Here is a 22,917-nt window from a genome sequence, read left to right as displayed (position 1 = left end):
GGACCCGGCCGATCTCGGCCGGGTCCCATCGCCTGGACAGGAGACCACCACCATGGCCGCCCCCCAACCATACTTAGGCGTGCAGTTCGTCAACGACGACGGTGACATCGCCATAGACGGGGAGATCAGGATCGCCTTCCTCACGCCGGTGACGGGTGTCAGCGTCACTCTCCACGCTCCCGAAGGCGCCGACGTCCCTCTCTCGGTGACTCCTATCGAAAAGGGCGAGGGATACGTCGTGGTCCCGCTGAAGCCGCTCGCGCCGGCGACGACCTACCAGCTCACGATCAAGGGAGCGATGGACAAGGGCGGTAACGTCATGGATGACCACACGGCGCTCTTCCGGACCGCTCCGTGAGCTGGGCGTCGGTCGTCGACTACTACGCAGGCATCGGAGAAGACGTCCTGCTCCTCGATTCCTTCTGCTACACCCTCACGCTACCTGTCGACGGTGTGCTCACCGTCGAGGAAGCGGTCAGACGACTCGGTCATGACCCCGCCGGCCTTCGCATTCCGCCGGATCCGTACCTGGTGGACCAGGAGCACGATCTGGCCCTCGTACAGATAGGGCCGGGCGTGGCCACCATCGACTTCGGGTGCCTCGGCATCGGCACGGCGATCTCCGGCCGACTGGCCGGACCAGAGATGCGGCACTGGTTCGCGGCCTGGGACATCGACGGCAACACCTTTCTTGCCAGCAGACAGCCGGACGGCGGCGGCTACTGGTCCCATCCGGCGAACCACGAGAGCGGCGACTACGGCGTACTCACGCCGTACGCCGGACTCCTGCGTCCGGCCAGTGACGAGGACGACGACGGGGTGGACGGCGACCTTCCGCCTCTCGTACTCGCTGTCGTGGAACAGGAGAGCGGAGTCCGGCTGACCCGCGACATGCTCGAGGGTGCACACCCGATCCTCCGCATCCCAGACGCCTGGGCCGAATGATCAGCGCCTCCACACGATGACAGCGCTCTGAGCCCGCGGATCGCGTGGTTGCTCTAGCGATCGGGCTCGGGACATACTCGGGATGATCTTGCACGATTTATGTGCCGGATAGGCTACCCGCCCAGCTCAAGAGGCCTGAGCAAGCAGGGCAACCCCCACTCTAAAGCGGGTGTCGCAGATTTGAATGTGTTGGCGACTGCCTCGAGCTCTCTGCCGCAGATCTTCTGCTTCTCAGGTCCTGCAGGTCTCCAAGGAGCACCCGTATGCAGCTACAGCAACATGCTTACGGAGACTCACATCCGGATGGTCTTGCGAAAGCCTTGCCTGGTCAGGCCCCAGTTCGAAGCCCTCCTGATGGCTTCGCCAAGCCCGTGACAGCTCGGATCACGCGCCGTACAGCCGGCAGCGTCCTCATCTCCCGCCAGTGCCGTTGGTGGTGGTTTCCGGGGATGGGGAAGCGGCGGCTTGGCGTGTGTCAGGGGGGCGGCGCCGGGAGGCAGTGGGGTGCGCACTGGGACAGGACCTGGCGGAAGGGGTTGGCCCAGCGGCGTTTCACGCGGAAGTAGTAGGCGCCCAGCAGGGACAGGGCGGCGGCCGTTGCGGCGTAGGCGGTCCAGCCCGTGTGGAAGCCGTAGGGGGCGAGCCAGTCGTTGAGCATCGCTCCGCTGTAGGTGATGAGACAGGCCGAGGCTGCCGGCAGTCCGAGGAAGAAGATCCAGGATCCCAGCTTCGAGCGGATGGTGATCACGCCTCCGATGGCGGCTGCCACGGCGATCACCGTGGCGATCGGCAGCCAGCCCGGCTCCCACGTCCGGTGACCTAGCACGGCGTTCATCGCTCCGAAGAGCCCCGCGCCGGCCGTGAAGAGCGTGCCCACCGTCACGCCCGTCACCAGGAGGCGGCGTAAGAACCGGGGCTCCGGCCGTTCCTCTGCCAGCAGGCTCCACCTCTGCCGGCCGCCCCAGGGTCTGTCGAGGCGTCCGGCCACGGCGGCGAAGACCGTCCACTCGAGGGCGGGCAGGCATTGGAACGTCGCGGGCCGCATGGGGCGGTGCTTCATCACGAAGTCGGCCAGGTGCAGGGCGGCGCTGTGCAGCCGGGCGTTGCCGGCGTGTTCCGCGGTGACGGCGGCCAGCCCTCGGTAGACCCGCTCGGAGAGCGACCGTTTGTGCAGGCTCGGCGGCAGCGTCCCCGCTCGCTCGAACCAGTAGAGCGCCTGCTCCTCCTCTTGGGACACGGGCAGCGGCGCCGTCCCCGAGCCGATCGTGTCGTCGCAGGCCAGGACGGCGAGAGCGACGGGTGGGAAGACGGGCGGCAGGTCCAGATCGGCGGGTCTGGCCGCGTCGCGCACGCGCAGCTCGCTGACCACCGACTCGAAGATCTCGCACAGCCGAGGCGGCCAGTCGTCGCGGTAGGGCCGGCTGATCCAGGTCGTCCCTCCCGCGCTTTCCCCTGACCACAGGGCTGCGCGGATGTCCTCGCTGTTCAGCAGCGCGGCCAGCCACCACACGGCGCGTGTGTGCTCGGTGAGCCCGGTCAGCGCGTCGGCCGCGGCCGGTGTCCCGATCCGCCCCAGCTCGTCGATGGCCCAGTCGCGCTCCACGCGTGCCAGCTCCGGAACAGCCAGGTCGCCCATCGCGCGCAGCGCGCCACGAGCGTGGGTGGAGGTGCCTGCCGCCTCCAGCAGCCGGTCCAGCGCCTCGCGCCGGCCCGAGGCGGCCAGCACGTGGTAGATGGCCGGGTAGTCGGCCTGCGCGCTGCCCATGAACTGGGCGAGCACCTGGTTGCCGCGGGCGTCGTCGACGGCGGCCAGCGCACCGAGCGCGCGGAGCGCGGGCCCCGGCAGCTCGATGCCGCGCGAGACCGGGCCGACGGAGTCGAGGACGACGTCATCGGCGAAGGCCGGTTCGACGTGCTCGGCCTCGGCCAGGCAACGCAGGACCAGCACCCGTGAGCGGGGGTCGGCGTAGAGCTCGCGCAGCAACCACGTGCAGTCGTGGGGGACGATGGAGCACCACAGGCGGACGACCTCCTGCCAGACCGCGGGGGAACGCCGGTAGTGATCCAGCAGTTCCTCGCCCCGCCCGGCCAGCTCGACGGCGGCCAGGTACTCCTGCAGGGTGAGGTGGCGGAAGACGTAACTCCGGCCGCCGCTCTGCCACAGGCGGACCAGCAGGCGGCTGCGGTCCACGATCTCGTCGATCAGCCGGTCCGCCTGCGCGTCCTGGAGGAGGTCCGCGGCCTCCGTCCTGATCAGCGCCACCAGGTCGCGGTGGCCGACCGTCCGCCCGTCGTCCTGGTTCATCAGCAGGAGCGCCAGGCGCCGCAGGATGACGAGCTTGACGTCAGGGTCGAAGCGGGTCATCGTCTCCAGCCCGCGCGCGGTGTCGCGGCCCAGCAGGTACCGGATGGCCAGTTCGTAGAACCCGGCCCGGGACCTGGGCAGTTTCTCTCCCTGCTCGCCGAAGACGCCCTCCAGGAACAGGTAGGAGATCATGGTGAGGAGCATGGGGCTGCGCGCGAGTTCCAGCACCGGTCTGGCGTCGCGCAGCGCGGCGATCAGGTGGTGTGCGCGTACGTCGTCCTTGACCAGGTGGCGTGAGAGCGCCCGCAGCGACGCGTCGTCGAGGTCGGCCACCACGACCGGGGCGCCGAACTCCGCGGCGAGCGCTCCCTTGTAGACCGAGTCCCGGCAGGTGACCGCCATGGGGCAGCGCTCGTAGCGGCTGGCCAGCTCCCTCAGCTCCCCGAGCACGGTGGGCAGATGGTCGCGGGCCACCTCGTCCAGCCCATCGAAGTACAGGCGCAGCCGCCCGTCCTGCAGCGCGTCGTGCAGCCGGTCGGCGCCGATCGGCTGTCTGCCGTGACCCAGCGTCTCGGCCAGCAGGTCGCGTAACGTGGCCGTGCCGAAGCGATGGAGGTCGATCAGTACGGGCACGCGGCGGTCCCGCCGCGGATCATCCGCCCAGTCGAGCATGAGATGTTTGAGCAGCATCGACTTGCCCGCGCCGGGCTCGCCCAGGAGGACCACGCGGTCGCGTGACCGGACCAGCCGCTCGATGTCCAGCCGCACGCCGCGGGACTCGTACTGCAGCGGTACGTAGACCTCCTCGACCGTCACCGGGGCGTCGCCCGCGCGAAAGCCCATGGTGTGCGCGCCGAACGTGTGGCGAACGAGCTTGGCGTAGCGGCCGAGCGCGCGCCGTCCCAGCGCCGGCTGCCTCGGCCCGCGCAGGAGGCCGTCCAGGGTCCGCTTGCCGAGTTCTTCGACGATGCCGCCGGTGAACTTGTCGAGCAGCCACAGGACCACGAACAACCCGAGCAGGGCGCCGCCGTAGGGCAGCAGCTGGCTGGTGTCCATGACGGTAGCAATATCAAAGAGCCCATTGTCCTGGTACGGGGACGCATAGATTCGGCCTTGGCCGTCGGCGGTGTGATCGCCGACGGCCAAGGCATGGGCCGGACGGCCACCCCGTGACGCAGCGGGCCGTCACCCGTACCGTCGTCAGTCGCCGGTCTGCCAGGACGACCGGACGAGGGCGCGTTCCGTCGCGACCAGGTGGGTGGCCGCGGCGAGCCAGGCCCGCGCGTACCGGTCGAGTCCGGGGTCGGTCAGGCGGCCGAACACGTCCCGTTCGCGCCGATCGGCCTCGGCCGTGAGGGCGGAGACCAGCTCGGCGGCGGACTTGAAGCCGGCTCTACGCAGCGACGCCTCGTGCGTCCGGGAGTCTCCGCCGCGGCCCGACTCGGCCACGGCGCGGCGTCCGCCCGCGACGGCCAGCTCGACCAGGCGCCGGACGCGCCACAGTGGCGCGCCCGCCAGCGGGTCCGCCTCCTCTGGGGAGGCCGGCAGGCCGTCGAGAGGGCCGGGCGGGGGAAGGTGGGCGCCCTGCAGGCGGTCGTAGCCGAGGTCCGCCCGGTCCTGCCACTCTGCGGGCAGGCGCAGCGTCATCTCGGCTCCCGGTACGGGTCCCACGGCGAACGGCCGTAGCGTGGTCGCGCGGTCCGGTTCCACGCGTCCCACGACGCGTACGCACAGCCCGGGGCGGGAGGCGAGTCGTCCGAGGTTGGCCACGTGCGCCAGGTCCTGGTGCCGGTTGGCCGGCACCAGGCGGATCATCGGCCCGGTCAGCGGCCGCATCTCCCCGTCGACCGCGCGAGAGCCCGCGGGAGGGGCGGCGGGAAAGGCCGCGGGAGAGCCTGCGGGAGAGGCGGGTTCCGTCGTCGCAGGCGTCGTAGTCCCTGCGCGGTCCGGCGTTGGGGTGAGGACGCGGGCCAGGACGTGGTCGCCGGACGCGCCGACGATCATCAGGTCGCAGGCGACCGGCTCCCGGGCCACCTCCTCCGTGTCCGACTCGCTCCACACCTCACCCGACAGGCGCGCCAGAGCCTGCTCGGCCAGCGGGCGGGCGAGCAGGGCGCCCACGGGTCCCTCGGACCACGGCATGCCGGCGACCGGCGTGGCGCGGACGCCTCTTCCCGCCCCGAGCCGGCCGTCCGGGGAGATCGTGGCCGCGACGATCAGCAGGCCCGACCTGGCGAGCTGCGCGTGGTTCAGCGTGGCCGAGCCGATCGCGACGCTCGCGGTGGCCGCGCCGCGGGCGCGGGCCGCGCCGCCCGGCTTGACGTCGGCGACCGAGAACCACCGGCCGTCCTGCGCGACGACGTGGGTGACCACGCCGCCGTAGCCCGTCGCGCTGATCACCGGCTCCCTGAAGACGCCGTGCACGCGGAGGCTGCCGCCCTGCTCGTACGCGCGCCGGACGGTGCCGGTCAGCGCCGGGTCGGGGTCGCCCGCGGCCAGGCGGCCGGAGATGAGGAGCAGCTCGCGAAGGGCGGACACGAGGTCCGAGAGGCGGTGGCCGACGCGCTGTTCGCGGGCCGACCTCAGCCCTCGTACGACGCGGAGGGCGGCGGCCTCGGCCCTGGGCAGGCCGGCGAGGCGGGCGGTGTGGGCGGCGCGGAGCAGCTCGGCCTGTGGCACGGCGCCCGCTGCCGACACCCCGGCCGCCAGCACGGCCGTCCCGGCGGCCCACAGTCCCGCCGCGGCCGTCACCTGTGCCGCCGTCAACGTGGAGGAGGGTCCTCCAGCGGGCGCCGCCACCGGTCGCTCCGGAGGTGACGCTGTGGACGGATGTTCCGGGGTGGAGGGGCGTTCCGGGATGGACCCACATTCCGGGGCGGAGGGCGGTTCCAGTGCGGGTTGCGGTTCCGCTGTGGACGGCGGTTCAGCGTCGTGAGCGGCCGGCTCCACGGGCGTCGGGTCCGCCAGCGGGCACGCGCTCAGCACCGCCGCCCGGTGCAGGCATCTCGGCGCGAGCAGGCAACCGCACCGTGCCTGGCCCTCCTCCGCGACCACGCCCGAAGCACCGGGCGAGAGCGTGACCACCGCGTCCTCGCCGCACGTGATCCGCACCCCCTCCCCGTCCACCACCGCGACCGGCAGGGCCGCGTACTGCGCGACGGCCGCGTCCAGCTTCTTCCGCAGCCGGGAGGTGAGTCCTTCCACGGCCGCCGCCACCACGTGCGGCGCCACCGGTGGCAAAGACGGCGGCAAAGACGGCGGCAAAGAGGGCGACATGTTCACCGGTTCTCTCCACGAAGGCGGTCGCCCACCCAGCGGGCGAGGGCGAGCGGGCTGAGCGCGGCGACCTGCATCCCGGCCGCGACGAGCTGCTGGGCGACGGGCAGCGAGTAACGCGGCGCCCCGCCGTCGTCCAGGGCGGCGCAACCCAGCAGGTGTACGCCGGAACCCGCCAGGGCGCGCACCTCCGCGAGCAGCCCGCCGATCGGACCGCCCTCCTCGAAGTCGCTCACGACCACGACGAGCGTCCGGCTGGGCACGGTCACCAGCGAGCGCGCCCGGGCGAGGCCCGCCGCGATGTGCGTGCCGCCGCCCACCCGCACTTCGAGCAGCAGCGAGAGCGGGTCGGTCACCTGGTCGGTCAGGTCGATCACCTGCGTGGAGAACGTCAGGAAGTGGGTCGACAGCGTCGGCACCCCCGCCAGGACGGCGGCGGTCAGTGCCGACCAGACCACCGACGCCTCCATCGATCCGGACACGTCCACCACGAGGATCAGCCGCCAGTCGGCCTCCTGACGCGCCCGCGTGCTGAACACCGGTCGTTCCGGCACCACCACCAGCCGCCCGTCGTCCAGGCGGCGGCTGTGCTGGAGGTTCGCGCGCAGGGTACGCGGCAGGTCCAGGGGGCCGCCGGGGCGGCGGGTGGGGCGTGGGTTGGCCAGCCCGGTCATCGCCGGGCGCAGCTTGGTGGCCAGCTCGCGGGTGAGCTCGGCGACCAGGCGCCGCACGAGCGGGCGCAACTTGGCGAGCTGCTGCTCGGGCATGCCCCCCGCCAGGGACAGCACGGACGTCAGCAGTTCGACGGACGGCCGGACGGAAGCCGGGTCCAGCTCCGCCAGCACGTCGACACGTCCGGCGTCGGCCGCGCCGGCCAGCACCTCCTCGCGGACGTCGGCCCCGAACAGCGCCTCCAGCTCCTCGGCCCACTCCCGGGCCGTCGGGAACGACTGCCCCTGGCCGCCGGTGTCGCCGCCGTTCGCGGGGTCGAAGTCGTCCGAGCCCTCGCCGCGTCCGGCTCCGTACAGTTCGTCGAGGGCGCGCGCGTAGGCACGGGCCTGGGACGGCAGTTTCCGCGACTCGCGGCCGAGCAGCAGCCGCCACCGATCGACCGGCGCCAGCATGGCTGACACCTCGGGTCGGGGTTTCCGCTCCTCTTTCTCGCTGGGCGGCGTGGGCTCCTCCGCCTGCACGGGCAACCCCAGTGAGTGCAGGACGGCCAGGGCCGCCGCGTCGGCCGCGGTCCACAGGCCGAGCAGTTCGGGTGACGCCTCCAGCGACAGGTCGGGCCGGTCGCCGAGCCGTTCGGACACCGTGCCGAGCAGTCGCGTGCGCGCCGCCGGCGTCAGCGTGTCGAATCCGCCGCGCAACGCCGGCAACCGGTCCAGGAACTCGTTGTCGGCCAGGTCGTCGATGCGGTCCATGAGGGGATGGAGCACCGCGGGAGCCGATTCGAGCAGCGGTCCGGCGGCGGTCAGCACGCCGGCCAGCAGGCGGCCGAGGCGGCGGCGGCCGTCCGGGCCGGTGGCGGCGTCGATCCAGCCCGCCGCCCGGGCTCCCAGCGCGTCCGCCCCGTCGAGGTCCAGCAGGACGCGGGCCGCCAGCGCCGCGCCCTGCATGAGCGGCGACGCCGTACGGGCCAGCTCGTCCAGCATGCCGTCCATCCGCAGTCCGAGGCGGTCATCGCCGCTCCGGACGGCCAGCGCGACCAGGGCCGCGGCGTCCTCGGGCCGGTCGCTGCCCGCCAGGCCCGGAAGCGCCCGGATCGCCGCCTCCAGCAGGGTGCCGGCCAGCTCGACAGCCTGCCGGCGGGCCTGCGGCGTGGTGCCGGGGAGGTGTGCGCGGCGGAGGGCTTCGAGCAGGTCGAGGGCGTCCAGCAGCTCGGCCGGGGTGGCGGTGGCGGGCAGCACGACGGCGGCTTCGGCGAGGCGGTCGGCGACGAGCTCGGGCAGGTCGCACTGCGCCGCCGCGCGCAGGCCGTCGAGGACCAGCCGGCACGTGGGCCCGCCGTCCGCGGACTCTCGCCGGTACGTCTCCCGCAACGTGCCCGCGGCGGCCTGCGCGAGGGTCACGCCGCGTACGCCCGCCAGGTCGAGCAGGGCCGGGACCGCCGGGGACCAGGCCAGCCGCCACCTGGTGGTGAGCGCGGAGGCGTCGCCCGTGCCGGTCACCTCGATCGGCTCGCCGTAGGGGACGCCGCAGGTGAGCAGGCGGCGCAGCAGGATCTCGCGGCGCGCGTCGAGGCCGGACCGGAGCGGGTCGAGCCGTATCTCCCGGCGTTCCGGATCGTCCGGGCCGGGCAGCCGCAGCGCCTTCAGCTCGGCCTCCACGGCGGGACCGAGGCCCGAGCGTGGCGTGCCGGGCGAGGTCCGGCCGCGTAGCGTGCCGACGAGGACGGTGTCGAGGGCGCGGGCCAGTGCCCGGCCGCGGCCGAGGGGTTCGCCCTGGCCCAGGACGGTCGTCACCGCTTCCAGCAGCTCGCCGCGGCCGGGGGCGGGCAGGTCGCGCAGCCGGGCCAGGTCGCAGGCCATGCGCAGGGTCTCGGCGGCCTCTCCCGTGCCGGCGGTGTGGCCCGCCTGGCGCAGCTCCCGGCACAGGTCGGTGATGGCGCGGGCGGCGGCGTCGGTGATCCGGTCGGGATCGCCGCCGGCCTCGAACACCGCCTGCTGCCAGCGGGGGTCCCGGATGCCGGCGGGGTAGCCGGAGCGGGAGTCGAGCAGGTCGAACGCGTACGGGACGAGCGAGACGACCGTCTCCGGCCGAGGATCGGGCCGCTCTCCGGTGGCCGACGGCGTCGCCGGCTCCAGGAGGGCGGGGGCGTGGAAGGCGCCGATCACCGCGGCGACGCGCCGGCCGCCGGTCGCGGCCTCGGTGATGACGCGCCGCATGCGGGCCTCACGTGCCAGGTCCCTGGCCGGTACGCCGCCCGACTCCTCCGCGTCCCTGCGCAGGGCCCAGCCGACGCCGAGCGCGGCCCGGCGCACGGCCTCGGGCTCGCTCTCGGGGGCGAGGACCTCCACGGCCCGGTCCCACATGTCGTCGCCCTCGCGACCGGTGCCGGACGCGGCCAGCGCGTCGGCGAAGGACCGCCGCCTCGGCACCGCCGCCCCAGGGCCCGGTTCGGAAAGGCCGGGCGCGTGCCAGTCCCCGTCCGACAGCGGCAGGTCGCAGCACACCACCTCCGCCCCACGCTTCCAGGCCCACCGGACGGCCACCAGCTCCGGCGAGAAGTCGGCGAACGGGTAGAACCCGAGCCGGCCGTCCGCCCCCGTCCCCGCCAGCGCGACCGGCGCGACGGTCTCGGGGGCGGCCAGGTGTTCCAGCCACGGCTGGAAGTCCGCGGGCAGCTCGACGCACACCACCTCCGCGTCGGCCGCCTCCAGCAGCTCGGGCAGGACCACGGACAGCGCCGGGCTGTGGTGCCGTACTCCGATCAGGTACGGCCGGGCGCAGCCGGCCAGCGCGGCGAGCGCCTCCCTGGGGTCAGGGGTCACCGGAGGTTCTCCCGCAGGTCCCACAGCCGCCGCCACATCGCCGAACCGTCCTCCGCCCGCCGCCGTACCGGCCCGTCCCAGTAGCCGAGCAGCCGCCCGTGGTCGGCGGGATCGTCCTTGCGGACCACGCCGAGCAGGTGGCCGGGCACCAGGTCGAGCACGTCACCCGCCGGCAGGTACGCCGTCGCCACCCCCAGCGAGGCGGCGACCTGCACCGCCTCAGCGGTGGACATGACGGTTCCGGGCCGCTCCACGTCCCACCCCTCGGCGGACCGCCCGGTACGCAGGTCGCGGAAGACCGTCACCAGCGCCTCCAGCACGGCGTCGTCCACCCCGAACGCCGCCCCGGCCCGCTGCACCACCGCGGTCGCCTGGCGGCGGACCAGCGCGGTCTCCGCCGTGGCGTCCGCGATGGGCCCCACGGTCTCGAAGCTGAACCGCCGCTTCAGGGCCGCCGACATCTCGGACACGCCGCGGTCGCGCAGGTTGGCGGTGGCGATCACGGTGAACCCGGGCGCCGCGGCGACCTGCGCGTCCGCGGTCCCGGCCAGCTCGGGTACGCTCACCCGCCGGTCGGACAGGATCGACACCAGGGCGTCCTGCACCTCGGGCAGGCAGCGGGTGATCTCCTCCACCCGGGCCACCCGTCCCGTGCGCATGGCGGTGAGCACCGGCGAGTCCACCAGCGCGCTCCGGGACGGGCCCTGGGCCAGCAGCAGGGCGTAGTTCCAGCCGTAGCGGAAGGCGTCCTCGGTCGTGCCGGCCGTGCCCTGGACGGTGAGGTCGCTGGTGCCGCACACGGCGGCGGCCAGCAGCTCCGACAGCATCGACTTGGCGGTGCCGGGCTCGCCCACGAGCAGCAGGCCGCGCTCGCCGGCGAGCGTCACCACGCATCGCTCGACGAGCGAGCGTTCGCCCACGAACTTGGCTTCCAGCTTCAGGCGCTTCGGGACGCCGTCGCTCTGCCGCTCCTTGGGCAGCTCGAGCGTCTCGCCGCCGCTGCCGCAGATGAACGTCACCACCGCCCGCGGGGTCAGCAGCCACCCGGGCGGGCGCGGCCCGTCGTCGTGGGCGGCCAGGAAGGCCAGCTCGGTCGCGTACCGCTCCTCGGCCGCGAGCACCTGGCGATCCGGAGGGGCCGCCGTCGCCTGGTCATCGGTCATGGTCATGGGGAGTCCTCACACAGATAGGGGGGTTCATCGGCGCCGTCCGCGCCTGACCTTCAGCTCCTCGTAGCGGGGCAGGTCGCCCTCGCGTACCCGTGCCCACGCCCTGGCGTACAGGTCGGCGGCGGGTTCGAGCGGCACCAGGGGCGCGCCCGGGCACGGCGGGAACATGGACAGCTTCCACTGCTCGACGGGGAGGCGGGGCGCGGCCTGGTCCGTCCATCCGCCGGGCAGGAACAGCGAGCGCCCGGCCCGCCGCCTGTCGGCCTCGACGACGAGGTCGGTGGCGGCCAGCTCAGTCCGGGCCGCCTTGAGCCGGGCGGGCTTCCAGCCGGTCCACCGGGCGACGTTGCGGTCGGTCGGGTCCGGCATGGCCAGGAGCATGAGGTAGAGGGCCGCGGCGTCCGCGCCGAGCCCGTGCGCCGCGGCCGCCTCGGCGACCAGGCCGGGGACGGAACGCGTGGGGTCCTGCGGCCACCACTGCTCCTCCTCGCCGCGAACGAGGCCGTCGGCGCGGGCGGGGCCGTCGGCGCCGGCGAGCAGGGCCGCGAAGCGCGGGTCCCGCGCCAGGCGCAGGGCGGTCTCGGCGGCGAACGGCCGCTCCATGCCGAGCAGCGCCCGCAGGTACGGGTCGTCCCCGTCGAGCAGGGCGACCCGGATGCCGGGCGAGGGCCGGTCGTCGGCGGTGGGCAGGATGAGGCTCCCGTACCGGACGAACCCCTCGCCGGTCTCGGTCGGCGCGCCCGCGGCCCGCACGTACTCGGGCAGGTTGACGTAGCGGTCGAGGTCGAGCACGAACCCGGGCGCGGCCAGCCGGTCGCGGACGGCGGCCAGCGCGGCGGGCAGCCCCGCGCGGACCGGGTCGCCGACGGGCAGCCGGTGGGCCAGCCACGCCGCCATGGGGACGACGGAGACGAGCGTGTCCGCGTCGAACCCCGCCGCCCGCCCGTCCACCGGGCGCACGCGGTCGCCCTGGACGGACCAGGACAGGTCGCGGCTCAGCTCGGGCGTCGCGGCCGGGTCGATGAGGGCGCGCAGCGCGCGGCCCGTGTCCCACTCCGCCCTGACCGCGCGGCCCGCCTCGGCGACCAGCCATTCGGGCACGGCCACCTGCCGGCCGACCCGGGCGTTCCACGCCTCGGCCGCGGCGGCCACGTCGGGACCGTCGGTCCAGAGCCGGACCGGGTCGGCCGGCAGCAGCGCCGAGACGACGGCCTGCCGCACCCCGGCCTGCAGGTCGCGCAGCTGGTCGCGGGCGACCGCCGCGTCGGCCACCTTCACGCCGAGCATCGCGCGCGCCTCCTTGGCGAGGAAGCCGCGCTGGTACGAGTCCACGTCCGGCATCCCGGCCACCACCAGGCCGGCGAGCGTCCGGGAGACGCCGGTCAGCCGGGCGAACTCCTCCGCCGCCTCGGCCCGCCACGGCGCCGGCCCGCGCGCCTCCAGCTCGGCGAGGAACGCCTCGGCCCAGCCGGACGGCAGGTTCGCGCCGACCGGGGAGGAGGAGGTGACGGTGTACGGCGGCGGCACCTCGAACCGGCCCCGCGGGTCGTGGAAGAGCGCGTCCCAGGTGACCCGGGAACCGCTGTGGTCGAGCATGGTCGTGAAGAGCACGAACGCCCCGCCGCCCAGGGGCAGCGGCCCCACCCACGTGCCGTCGCGGTGCTCGCCGTTGAGGTCGGTCACGTGCCGCTCGTCGAGCTGCACCGTCATCCGCCGCCACCGGTCGGGGGCGGCCGACAGCGGCAGGCCGTGCTCGCGCAGCCCCGCGAGCAGCGTCCGCAGGGTGGCGCGGTGCTCGGGGCCGGTCGTGGCGGACGCCGCGCGGAAGGCCACGGCGGGCGCGTGGTCGAGCATCGCGAGCCAGCGCAGGCGGGAGCCGGGCAGTTCTGGCAGGTCCAGATGGGTCCGGGCGGGCGGGGCGGCCTGGCCGCCGTCCGACTCCGACAGCAGCTCGCCGACGGCCTGGACTTGGCGGACGAGGCCGTCCCGTTCGGTGCGGTGCCAGTAGCCGTCGGCGTGGACGTTCAGGCCGCTGAGCGCCTCGACGATCACGTCGTCGGAGGGCCCGGCGGGCCCCCGCGACCGGCCGCCGCCCGCCAGCGCCTCCCCGAGCCTGGCCGCGACGCCACGCAGCGCGGCCTGCTGGTGGGCGGCGAATCGGGCGACCCCGGCGATGCCGGCCACCAGCGCGTCGTCGGTGACGCCCGGCAGCAGCGCCCGGATCTGGGCGGCCAGGTCGTCCCCGTCGGACGCCTTCCCGCCACCGGCGGACCCGGCGGCGGTCCCGCCGGCGGACTCGGCGGCCTTGAGCAGTGAAGCCGCGGTGTCGCCGTCGATCCCGCGCAGCACGGCCGACCCCTCGGGGTCGCGGGGCCGGAAGTACGTCCAGTACCGCACCGGCGGCAGGATGACCGTGCCCTTGCCGAACGAGCCGGGCTCGCGGTCGGTCTTCATCACGGCCGTGAGCACACCGTCGGGACCGACCAGCTCCACCCGGTAGCTGCCGCGCATCACGGCGCAGGGCCGCTCGGCGCCGGGGAACCTCAGCGCCGACACGGGGATCCCGGCGCCGTCCGGCACGGTGACGCTCATCCCGCCGGCGTCCTCGTACCGTACGGACCTGTCGGGCAGCCGCACCACCCGGCAGCCGAACACGCCGCCCACCGGCGTGCCCACAGGCGTGGGCGTGTCGGAGGGGGCGGGAAGCAGCCGCCCGGTCACGAACTCGCTGCCCGCGGGTGCGTCGCGCAGCGCGTCGGCGAGGAACCCCGGCATGCCCATGCGGCCCCGCCGCCCGCTGACCGGGTCGAACTCGTACCAGCCGACGGTGGTGCCGCCGCTCTCCTCCCAGGACCACACCCAGAACGAGGTCCCGTCACTGATCACCGCGCGCTCGGACGGCACCGCCGTGTCGCCCCGGTGCAGCACGGCATGGCCGGTGGTGCGGCCGCCGCCGGGCAGCGCCAGGCTGACGGGGTCGTCGCCGTGGTGGTAGTCGAGCTTGACGCCCCGGACGCCGGTGTCGCCCTCCAGGTCGAGGATCCGGTCGGGGGCGGTGTGCCAGTAGCCGCGCAGCCGGTAGTCGCGGGACCGCGAGCGCCAGTAGACCAGCAGTTCGCCGTCCACGTAGTGGAAGCCGTGCTCGCCCCACGTGTCGTTCGCCGGGACGCGCAGGTCGTGGGTGAGCACGGTCCCCTCCGGGCCGAGCACGCGAACCTGGCCGGGCCCGGCGGCGATCACGTACGGCCAGGCGTCGGCGACCACCATGTCCTGGGGCCTCTCCCGGGGCACGAGGGTCGCGACGGCGTCGTCCCAGGCCGGCCAGCCGTACTCGTCGATCAGCCCGGTGCGCAGGGTCCCTGCCAGCACCTCGGCGACGTCCGCGGCGGCGGCCTCGCGCACCTCCTCCTCGGCCAGCGTCAGCGCCTCGCCGGGCAGCCAGGCCAGGCGGCGCATCGCGTCGGGCAGGTCGGGCAGCCCGGCGGCCGACGAGCGCCGCGCCACCTCGCGCATCCACTCGGCCAGCATCGGCCGCCCGCCCGGTGACTCCGCCAGCAGCCGGATGGCGCGCCGGCCGCTCTCGTCGTCGCTGAACCGGTAGGCGGACGACCGGAACGAGGCCCGGAAGCGGCCGTCGGCCTCCAGCGCCACCAGGTCGCGCCGTCCCTCGCCGTCCGCCCACTGCTCCAGCCAGAGCCAGTGGTGCTCGCCGGGGTCGGCGACCGGCACGTCCACGGACAGCAGCAGGTCGAGCAGGTCGACGTCCTGCGGAGCGCCCAGCGTGCGTCCGGCGGCGGTCAGCTCGGCCCGCAGCGGGCCGCCCAGCCGCTCGACGAGCGCGTAGAGCCCGGGCAGGCGCGATGCCCGCCCGTACGCGCTGTCGCGGAACCGCAGGAAGCGGGTCAGCCAGCCGGCGACGCCGTCGGCGGGCCGCAGCGCGCCCTCGGCCAGGTCGCCGCCGGCTCCCGACGACTCCAGGATCTCCAGCCACACGGCCGGCATGTCGTGGTCCCTGGCCTCCGGCATGATCTCCAGCAGCGTCGCGCGTACGGCGGGGTCGTCCTGGGCGAGCGCGGCGATCGCGGGCGCGTGCGACTTCCACCAGCCGGTGGCGGCCCGCAGGGTGGCCGGCAGGGCGATCAACTCGGCCAGGTAGGCGCGCTCGGCCACGTCGGCGTCGGTCTTCGCGGCGCGGGCGAGCTTGCGCAGGTCCTGCGCCATCTGGGACGAGGGCGGCAGCCCGCCCGCGGTCCGCCGCAGGCAGAGCCGGGTGAAGCGGCGCAGCGCCTCGTCGGCGGGCAGGCGGCCGGCCAGCTCCCTGGCGTACCCGGACAGCACCTTGACCGGCAGCGCCCCCGCCAGCGCGAACTCCAGGAACACGGCGTCGAGCCGGTCCTCGTCCACGTCGAGCCCGTACTGCGCCTCCGCCCGGCGGGCGTGGGAGAACATCTGGCCGGCGTAGGTGGCGTTCTCCACGCCGGTGAAGACGCGGCCGGCCTGCTCGTAGAACGTGGGCAGGAAGTGCGGCACGGACGCGCCGAGCCGGCCGGCCAGCTCCTGGTACGCGTCGAGCGCGGCCTTGGGCTTGGACTTGGCCTGCCGGGCGATGCGTTCGAGCTCGGGCACGACGGCCAGCGCCTGGTGGCCGTCGCCGGGGTGGCGTACCAGCACCCACTCGGGGAAGCCGAGCGAGCGGCGCTGGCCGACGCCGACGACCTCGGGCTCGCCCTCGGGCTCCAGCCCGAGGAACCCGGCCGCCAGGTCCTCGGCCGCGAGCAGCTCGTCAGCCACCAGCCGGACGACCACCCGATCGTCCAGGCCAGGGTGCCGGTAGGCGCGGGCCACCAGCGGCACCGCGTTCTCGCCCGCCCCTTCGGCGCCGGGCGGCAGCACGGCCCCCGCCTTCAGCAGCTCCCGCGCCGTCTCTCCCGCCGTCGGCTGCGACGTGCCCGTCACGACCCCTCCTCGATCTGCCGGCCGGCGTACAGCGCCGCGGCCATCCGCATTCCCTCCGACCAGGCCACCGGCCCGACCTCGGACAGCGGCAGCGACCTGCCGTCCTGGTCGTGCCAGGTGAGGTCGCCGGTCTCCATCTCGCTGTCCCAGTACGGCTCGCCGATCCACACGGCCGCCTCCGCGACGCGTCCCCCATCGCGGACCCGGCACGTGGCGTAGCCGCCGGACACCTTGTAGCCGAGCTGCGTGGCCCGGGCCGCCAGCCCGAACCGGGAGGCGTACCTGCCGCCGGCGAACTCCGTCACCCGCGTCGCCCGCGGCTTCACCTCGGCGGGCTTGCGCCAGGTGGCCCGGTGGATCTGCTCCACCTTCTGCGTCACCCCCAGCTCGGCGGCGAACTCCCGCAGATCGTCCAGGTCGGGCAGCAGCACCGGATGAGGCAGCGTCACCGTCTCCGGGGACAGCCGGACGGTCTCGCCGTCGAGGTTGACCACCCGCAGCTCGCCCGAGGCGGTGGCGTCGCGCAGGAACCCGACCTCGTCGGGGTCGTCGCCGACGACCGCCAGGTCGCGCAGCGCCGCCTGCCACGCCTCGTCCGGCCACACCCGGGCCAGCAGCCCGGTCGGGACGGGCAGGGAGGACACCATCCAGGTGTCCACCTGCGCGACGCACGCCGCCGCGTGCCGGTCGAGCCACTCGGCCAGCCGGCGCAGCCGGTCGACCTCGGGATGCTCACGCAGGGTCCTGGGCAGGGACTTGAGCTGCCGCCCCGCCGCCCGGCCGCTGGTGGAGCGTGCCACCACCCGGCCTTCCATGAGGGCGACCTCATATCCGTCGCCCGCCGCCAGCCAACCCAACGCGCCCGCCTTTCAGAGGTCATGGGGATGCCGAAACGCCACGACCTCCGTCGCGACGTTGCGGGAACGCTAGCGGCCCGGACCGACAAATGGATCACTTTCGGGGCGCGGACGTCACCGGCCGCTGACCGCCTCGCCGGCGGTTCGGGCGATGGCGTAGGCACGCTGCGGACGCGCCGATCCGCTGGGGATCTCGATGCCGTAGACCTGCACCCGCACCGGCTTGAAGCCGACCTTCCTGACCATCCGCAGGGCGGAGTCGCCCGTCCAGTCGAGCCGGACCTCCGTGTCGGCCTCCACGATCCTGTCCTCCGCGGGGTCGCGCTCGATCTTCTGGCCCGACGCGGGAACGGGATACGTGGCGGTGACCAGCCCGGCCTGCAGGTCGTACAGGGCGATCCTGGGCTTGCGTCCGGTGACGTAGACCGCCACGGTGCGCCCGTCGGCGTTCAGCGCGGCGGTGGCCGCGTTGTCGCCGATGAGCGGGGGCGGCACGACGGCGGCGGTCCGCCTGCCCTTCAGGTCGTGGACGCTGAGCGTGCCGGACTTGTCCTTGTCCGTGCTGACGAGGATCTGGTCGCCGTCGCCGCTGAAGCTCAGGGCGTCCTCGTGCACCGACACGCCCGGCACCTTGCCCAGCAGCGCGCCGGTCGCGGCGTCGTAGACCCGCGCCGGGTGCTCGGTGTAGCCGGCCCAGCAGCAGTCCACCGCCACGAGCGATCCGTCGTACGACATCCTCACGCGCGTGACGTCGAGCTCCGACTTCGACGGCCACGCCTTGGCCCGTGACGCCCGTGTCCGGCCGTCGAGGTCCCGGATGACGAGCCGGGCGTCCTTGGCCCTGATGTAGGCGAGGCGGCGGCCGTCTCCGCTGACGGCGACCGGCTGCGTCGTGCCGGCGACCCCGTCGAGCCGGTGGCGCCTGCCGTCGGTCGTCCGGTACCACCACGGGCCGCATTGTGCGGCGTCGTGCGGGTCTTCGGCGCAGTCGGAGACGGCGGCGTACTGGATGGGGGCGACCGGCTCAGCCGCCGGCACGGCCGCGCGGGCGGCGCCCGGGACGGCCACTGCCACGAGAGCGGACAGGACGACGAGCGCCCCGCTGAAGATCTTCACACGGGATTGGATCTCTCGTCCCCGCGCGAGGTTGATGCCGATCCCATAACGGACGTCATCGCCACCCGGGGCACGGTCGTCATGGGAGTGTCTCCACGTACAGCAGCAGCGGGACCGCGTGGACGCCGTGGCACGTCGGCTGGTACGTCAAACAAAGGTGATCTCGACATGACAATCCGACAGGTAACGCCTTCGCTCATCTCCTGCGTTCTCGTCTTCTTGGCGGTGGCCTGCACACCCTCGCGTCCAGCAGATCAGACGCAGGCGCGGCGGGGCGCTACCACGTCGGCCGTCCCCACCGAACGCCCGACGCCCGCCGCGACCGTGGTGAGCACGCGGCCACCCGCTGCACGCGCACCCCTCCGTCTCCCCGGTCTCGACGCGGGCACGAAGACGGTCCTCAAGGCGGGCCCCACGAAGGGTTCCATGGTGATCGGGGACATCCCGCCCGGCAAGGACGACCTCTGGGTGCTGTTCAACTGCCGAGGCGCCGGCAAGGCCGAGATCCGGCTGGAGCCGGACGTGGCCATGCCGTTCACCTGCCTCGACGGCCTGATCAGCCCCATCATGAACCGGCTCGACCTCGGGCGGAGGAAGACCTTGACGGTGCGGGTCCAGGCGCCGGACTCGGTCGAATGGGCCCTGCGCGTCACGCGCTGAGCGTCAGCGCAGGGTGGCGGTGAAGGTGCGGCCGTAGGCGTGCCGCGTCGTCGCCCGCACCAGCGTGCCGCCCGGCACCCGCCGTACCGTCACCCCCTCGTCCGCCTTCTCCACTCTCAGCCGCGCGCCCGGCAGGAGAACCGACACCCGGTCCTGCTTCATCGTCGGGTCGGACAAGGCGACCACCGTACGGTCGTCCCTGGTCCGCACCATCACCGAGGCCGGGCCCTCGACGAGCAACCGCCCGGCCGGACGCGGCCCGTCGGCGAAGACGTTCGCGGCGACGATCCCGAGCTCCTCGTGCCTGATCGCCTGTACGTGCTCGTCGTTGGCGAGGACGGTCAGCGGGCCGCGCGGGTAACGGCGCAGAGCGGCCTCCGTCGCGTTCGGGACCAGGGCGTACGCGAACGCCGAGACCCCGCCGGAGGCCGGGTGGGTGACGGACGCGGTGAAGACGTTCTTGGTCACTGCCGTGTCCGGGTTGGAGGTGCGGACGACCCGGCGGCTGCGGGTCACCGTCTCCAGCCCGGCCGTCACCGGCTGGCGGGTGAGGAAGGCGTAGCCGATCGCGGTGCGGCGGGTGTCGTTGGCGTACCGGAGCCAGCGGGGCGGCCTGGTGTCGCCCGCCTGCCACGCCTTGCCGTCCCAGCCCTCCCCGCTCAGGGCGACCGCGTCCGAGGGGGCGGCGATGCGGCTGTCCACGGTGGTCACCGCGTCCCGTCCGCCCTGTCCGGACACGCCCGCCACCAGCACCACGATCTCGTCGTCCAGCATGAACCACGACTTGGTCGCGCGGGCGTTGCGGTACGCGACGAAGTCGTCGGGCAGGATGCCGGCCTGCTTGGCGGTGTACGCGACGTCGTCGGACTGCACCATGCCGGCCACTCCGTACGCGCCGAGCGTGGCGCCGCCGGAGAAGGCGTTGCCGGCGCGCGGGAAGTACACGTAGGTGTTCTGCGACTCCGACGAGGAGGTGAAGTTCAGCGGGTGGCCCGGGTTGTCGTACCAGAGCCGGCCGCCGTACAGCTCGGGGACGGTGCGCCGCTCCTCCACCGGCGCGGTGATCCCGGCCAGCCGGTACGGCGAGACGGTCGTGTAGTAGTCGACGCCGAAGACCTGGCGCTGGTCCTCGCCCGCGAGGTAGAGGTGGAAGGCGCCCTCGCCCTGGAACCACGGCATGAGGTTCTCGCCGCTCATGTACTCGTACTTGCTGATCCGCTCGGAGTTGCGGGCCAGGGCGAAGGCGTAGCCGGGGCGCCGGTGGACGGTACGGTCCATGGCGTTGAACGCGACGCAGCGCTCCGGCGGGTTCAGGTCGGCGGCGGGGATGGCGGCGTCGGCGCGGATGGCCGCGTACCGGGCGATGCTGACCGGGGAGACGAAGGCGGTCGTGTCGGCGGCGGGCAGGAACTTGACGTACTTCTTCAGCGGCAGCGGGTCCGCGACGTGGTCGGCGAGATCGGCGACGGCCTCCACGACCGCTCCGACGTCGGCGTACCCCGTGCCGGTGCGCGAGACCGCCCGGCCCTTGACGATCTCCATCAGCCAGCCCTCGAAGATCAGCGGGGCGAAGCCGTCGGCGATCCAGCGGTGGACCACGCCGGGCAGGTCCGCCGAGGTGCTCGTCGCTCCCTCCAGCACCTTGAGGGTCTGGACGACGCGGGTGAGCAGGGCCTTGCCGTACGAGCCGGTGTAGGCGACAGAGTGGTGCTGGATGAAGGAGCCGTCGGGGTAGTAGCCGTCGGTGTTGCCGTGCTGGAGGTCGTACGGGTCGATGGTGGCGAAGACGGTGGCCTGGTCGGAGATGGCCTTGCCGACGCGGGCGTCGTCACCGGTCAGGGCGCCCTGGAGGATGCGGTTGGCGGTGATGTCGGCCAGGTTCGCCCCGGTGTGGAAGCGGGAGTCGAGGTCGACGTCGCCGTTCTTGCCGCTGCGCAGGTAGGCGTCCATGGAGGCGATGTAGGTCGCCGTCAGGTCGGGTCGTTCCTCCCGCGCCCTGTCGGCGAGCAGGGCCAGGGTCCTGCTCACGTGGGTGGGGATGCCGATCTCCCAGTTGTGCCAGTTGCCGTAGTAGCCCTTCGACTGGTCGCCGTAGTAGCGCTCGTGCAGCCACACCAGGCCGTCGAGGACCCGCCGCTGGGCGGTCGCGTCGTCGAGGAGCGGGCCGCCCGGCGTGCGGGTCGCGAGGGCGATCTCGTACAGGTACTGGAAGGCCAGCCGCAGGTTGACGTCGTCGGTGCCGAGCCGCAGGCCGGAGAACAGCTCGCCGTCGCCTGCCTTGTCCATGGCGGTCAGCCGCTGCCTGGCGGCGGCGAGGATCGCGGCGAGCTTGGGGGCGACCTCGGGGCGGGCGTTGACGTCGGGGGTTCCGGCGAGCATCGCGACGGTGTTGGAGATCAGGCGGGCGTGGTCGATGCCGGTCGAGGTGCGCGCGAAGGCGGGGGTGGGGGCGACCGCGGCGAGCAGGCCGGCGGCGGGAAGCAGGGAGAGAACCTGGCGACGGGACATGTGCGGCACTGCGGGCTCCAGGCCGTAGGGGGGTATGCCGGGCTGGCCCTACATGATCTATTTTGTCCGAGCCGTCAAGTCAACCTCCGGGAGCGGGAACGCCTCCGGGCGCCCGGGCATCGGCGCCTCTAGAGTTCACGATCATGCGGCGACTGGTGCTCTTCGATCTGGACAACACGCTCGTCGATCGGCTGGACGCGTTCCGGCGCTGGGTGCGGGAGTTCGCGGATCGGCGGGGGCTGGGCGACGGGGCCGTCGAGTGGATGGTGCGGCTGGACGGTGACGGCGGCCTGCCGATGGACGTCTTCTTCGGCCGGGTACGGGAGCGGTTCTCGCTGCCGGAGCCCGCCGAGGAGCTGTGGGAGGAGTACCGGGACGGGATGCCGCGGCTCGTGGTGTGCCGGGAGCCGGTGCTGCGGGCGCTGGAGGGGTTGCGGGACGCCGGGTGGCGGATCGGCGTCGTCACCAACGGGATGGAGGACAACCAGCTCAGGAAGATCCGGTGGTCGGGGCTGGCCGAGCGGGTGGACGGGTGGGCGATCTCCGGGGCCGAGGGGGTGCGGAAGCCGGACGCGCGGTTGTTCGCGATCGCGGCCGAGCGGTGCGGCGCCCGTCTCGGGGGCGGAGGGTGGGTCGTGGGGGACGATCCGGTCAATGACGTCGCGGGTGGGCGGGCGGCGGGACTGCGGACCGTGTGGGTCGATCGGGGCATGCAGGCGTGGCCCTCCGACGTGGCGGCGCCTGATCATGCGGTCGCCGATGTCGAGCGGGCCATCGAGGTCATCACCGCGTCGGCGTGACCGTCGAGGTCATCACCGCGTCGGCGTGACCGTCGAGGTCATCACCGCGTCGGCGTGACCGTCGAGGTCATCACCGCGTCGGGGTGACGGCGTTCATCGCGTTCGTGGCGTTCGCCGTGTCCGGGGGGTGCCGTCCGTACCGTGAGGGGCGGGGGTGAGGCGGGTGGGCCGGGAGGAGCCGCGGGCCGGGCGGGCGGTGCTGCCGCTGTCGTTGACGCTGGTGAGCGGCATCCTGGACGCCGTCTCCTTTCTGGGCCTCGGGCACGTCTTCGTGGCCAACATGACGGGGAACGTCGTCGTTCTCGGCATGGCTCTCGGCGGCTCGCCGGACTTCTCCACCCCGGGTTGCCTGGTGGCGTTGGCGGGGTTCGTCGCCGGGACGGTGGTGTCCGGGCGGCTGGCCGGGGCCGTGCCGCGCCCGCCGGTGCCGGCGCTGGTCGTGGAGTCCGTGCTGCTGGTGGCGGCCACCGCCGTGGCGTTCGCCGGGCTCACGCCGGGACGCCGGTTCGCGGCGATCGGCCTGCTGGGGCTGGCGATGGGGCTGCGCACGGCGAGCATCCGGCTCGCGGGGGTGTCGGACATCACCACCACCGTGATCACCAGCACGCTGGCCGCGCTCGGCGCGCGCTCCGCGCTGGCCGGGGGCGACGGGGCCGGGTGGGGGCGGCGGCTCGGGGCCGTCCTGCTGCTGCTGGCGGGCGCGGGCGGCGGCGCGTGGCTGATCCTGCGCTGGGGGCCGGGCGTCGCGCTGGTGGCGGCCACCGGCATCCAGGCCGCCACCGGCGGCGCGTACGCTTACCTGTCGCGACGTCGGCCATGAGACGGGGGTGC

Annotated in this window: 13 protein-coding genes; 5 read left to right on the top strand and 8 right to left on the bottom strand. The window is 74.0% G+C overall.

The annotated features are described in order from the left end of the window. Positions 1–79: 79 nt before the first annotated feature. Complete coding sequence (locus HT134_RS24570) at positions 80–358, top strand: Ig-like domain-containing domain (RefSeq protein WP_175602815.1); 279 nt, start codon at positions 80–82, stop codon at positions 356–358. Beyond that, the gene (locus HT134_RS24565) at positions 355–945 is read left to right on the top strand and encodes a hypothetical protein (RefSeq protein ID WP_175602814.1); all 591 of its coding nucleotides are present in this window, start codon (positions 355–357) and stop codon (positions 943–945) included. Before HT134_RS24570 ends, HT134_RS24565 begins: the two co-directional genes overlap by 4 nt. 475 nt (positions 946–1,420) lie before the next feature. On the opposite strand, the gene HT134_RS24560 is transcribed toward HT134_RS24565, so the two are convergent. From HT134_RS24560 to HT134_RS24530, 7 genes are all read right to left on the bottom strand, one after another. Next, complete coding sequence (locus tag HT134_RS24560; protein WP_175602813.1) at positions 1,421–4,306, bottom strand: NACHT domain-containing protein; 2,886 nt, start codon at positions 4,304–4,306, stop codon at positions 1,421–1,423. A 144-nt stretch (positions 4,307–4,450) separates the two neighbouring features. Next, entirely contained in the window at positions 4,451–6,481 is a 2,031-nt protein-coding gene (locus HT134_RS24555; RefSeq protein ID WP_312888393.1) for an SWIM zinc finger family protein, read from the bottom strand. Positions 6,482–6,528: 47 nt separating this feature from the next. After that, complete coding sequence (locus HT134_RS24550; protein ID WP_175602811.1) at positions 6,529–10,020, bottom strand: vWA domain-containing protein; 3,492 nt, start codon at positions 10,018–10,020, stop codon at positions 6,529–6,531. After that, positions 10,017–11,189, bottom strand: coding sequence for an ATP-binding protein (locus tag HT134_RS24545; protein WP_175602810.1), 1,173 nt, complete (start codon positions 11,187–11,189; stop codon positions 10,017–10,019). The genes HT134_RS24550 and HT134_RS24545 overlap by 4 nt, the downstream gene beginning before the upstream one ends. A gap of 27 nt (positions 11,190–11,216) precedes the next feature. After that, positions 11,217–16,145 (bottom strand): DNA-binding protein, encoded by a 4,929-nt coding sequence (locus HT134_RS24540; protein WP_175602809.1) that lies wholly within the window; start codon positions 16,143–16,145, stop codon positions 11,217–11,219. Beyond that, positions 16,142–17,002 (bottom strand): DUF4132 domain-containing protein, encoded by an 861-nt coding sequence (locus HT134_RS24535; RefSeq protein ID WP_175602808.1) that lies wholly within the window; start codon positions 17,000–17,002, stop codon positions 16,142–16,144. The genes HT134_RS24540 and HT134_RS24535 overlap by 4 nt, the downstream gene beginning before the upstream one ends. A 114-nt stretch (positions 17,003–17,116) precedes the next feature. Next, positions 17,117–18,118 (bottom strand): WD40 repeat domain-containing protein, encoded by a 1,002-nt coding sequence (locus HT134_RS24530; RefSeq protein ID WP_175602807.1) that lies wholly within the window; start codon positions 18,116–18,118, stop codon positions 17,117–17,119. 426 nt (positions 18,119–18,544) lie between these two features. Between HT134_RS24530 and HT134_RS24525 the strand changes: the two genes are divergently transcribed. Next, the gene (locus tag HT134_RS24525; protein WP_175602806.1) at positions 18,545–18,778 is read left to right on the top strand and encodes a hypothetical protein; all 234 of its coding nucleotides are present in this window, start codon (positions 18,545–18,547) and stop codon (positions 18,776–18,778) included. A 3-nt stretch (positions 18,779–18,781) separates the two neighbouring features. Here the strand turns inward: HT134_RS24525 and HT134_RS24520 are convergent, their stop codons facing one another. Beyond that, positions 18,782–21,286: a polysaccharide lyase family 8 super-sandwich domain-containing protein gene (locus tag HT134_RS24520; RefSeq protein WP_175602805.1), complete on the bottom strand. Its 2,505-nt coding sequence runs from the start codon at positions 21,284–21,286 to the stop codon at positions 18,782–18,784. Between the two features lie 143 nt (positions 21,287–21,429). Between HT134_RS24520 and HT134_RS24515 the strand changes: the two genes are divergently transcribed. Then, the gene (locus HT134_RS24515) at positions 21,430–22,086 is read left to right on the top strand and encodes an HAD family hydrolase (RefSeq protein WP_175602804.1); all 657 of its coding nucleotides are present in this window, start codon (positions 21,430–21,432) and stop codon (positions 22,084–22,086) included. 154 nt (positions 22,087–22,240) lie between these two features. Continuing rightward, complete coding sequence (locus HT134_RS24510) at positions 22,241–22,906, top strand: YoaK family protein (protein ID WP_175602803.1); 666 nt, start codon at positions 22,241–22,243, stop codon at positions 22,904–22,906. Positions 22,907–22,917: the final 11 nt, after the last annotated feature.

It is taken from the genome of Nonomuraea rhodomycinica (assembly GCF_013363995.1).
Taxonomy (GTDB): domain Bacteria; phylum Actinomycetota; class Actinomycetes; order Streptosporangiales; family Streptosporangiaceae; genus Nonomuraea; species Nonomuraea rhodomycinica.
This window is presented reverse-complemented; position numbering and strand designations above follow the sequence as displayed.

Coding starts and splice junctions, on each gene's coding strand:
- HT134_RS24560 (WP_175602813.1), bottom strand. CDS start 4,306: ATGGACACCAGCCAGCTGCTGCCCTACGGCGGCGCCCTGCTCGGGTTG.
- HT134_RS24545 (WP_175602810.1), bottom strand. CDS start 11,189: ATGACCATGACCGATGACCAGGCGACGGCGGCCCCTCCGGATCGCCAG.
- HT134_RS24525 (WP_175602806.1), top strand. CDS start 18,545: ATGGTGATCGGGGACATCCCGCCCGGCAAGGACGACCTCTGGGTGCTG.
- HT134_RS24520 (WP_175602805.1), bottom strand. CDS start 21,286: ATGTCCCGTCGCCAGGTTCTCTCCCTGCTTCCCGCCGCCGGCCTGCTC.
- HT134_RS24515 (WP_175602804.1), top strand. CDS start 21,430: ATGCGGCGACTGGTGCTCTTCGATCTGGACAACACGCTCGTCGATCGG.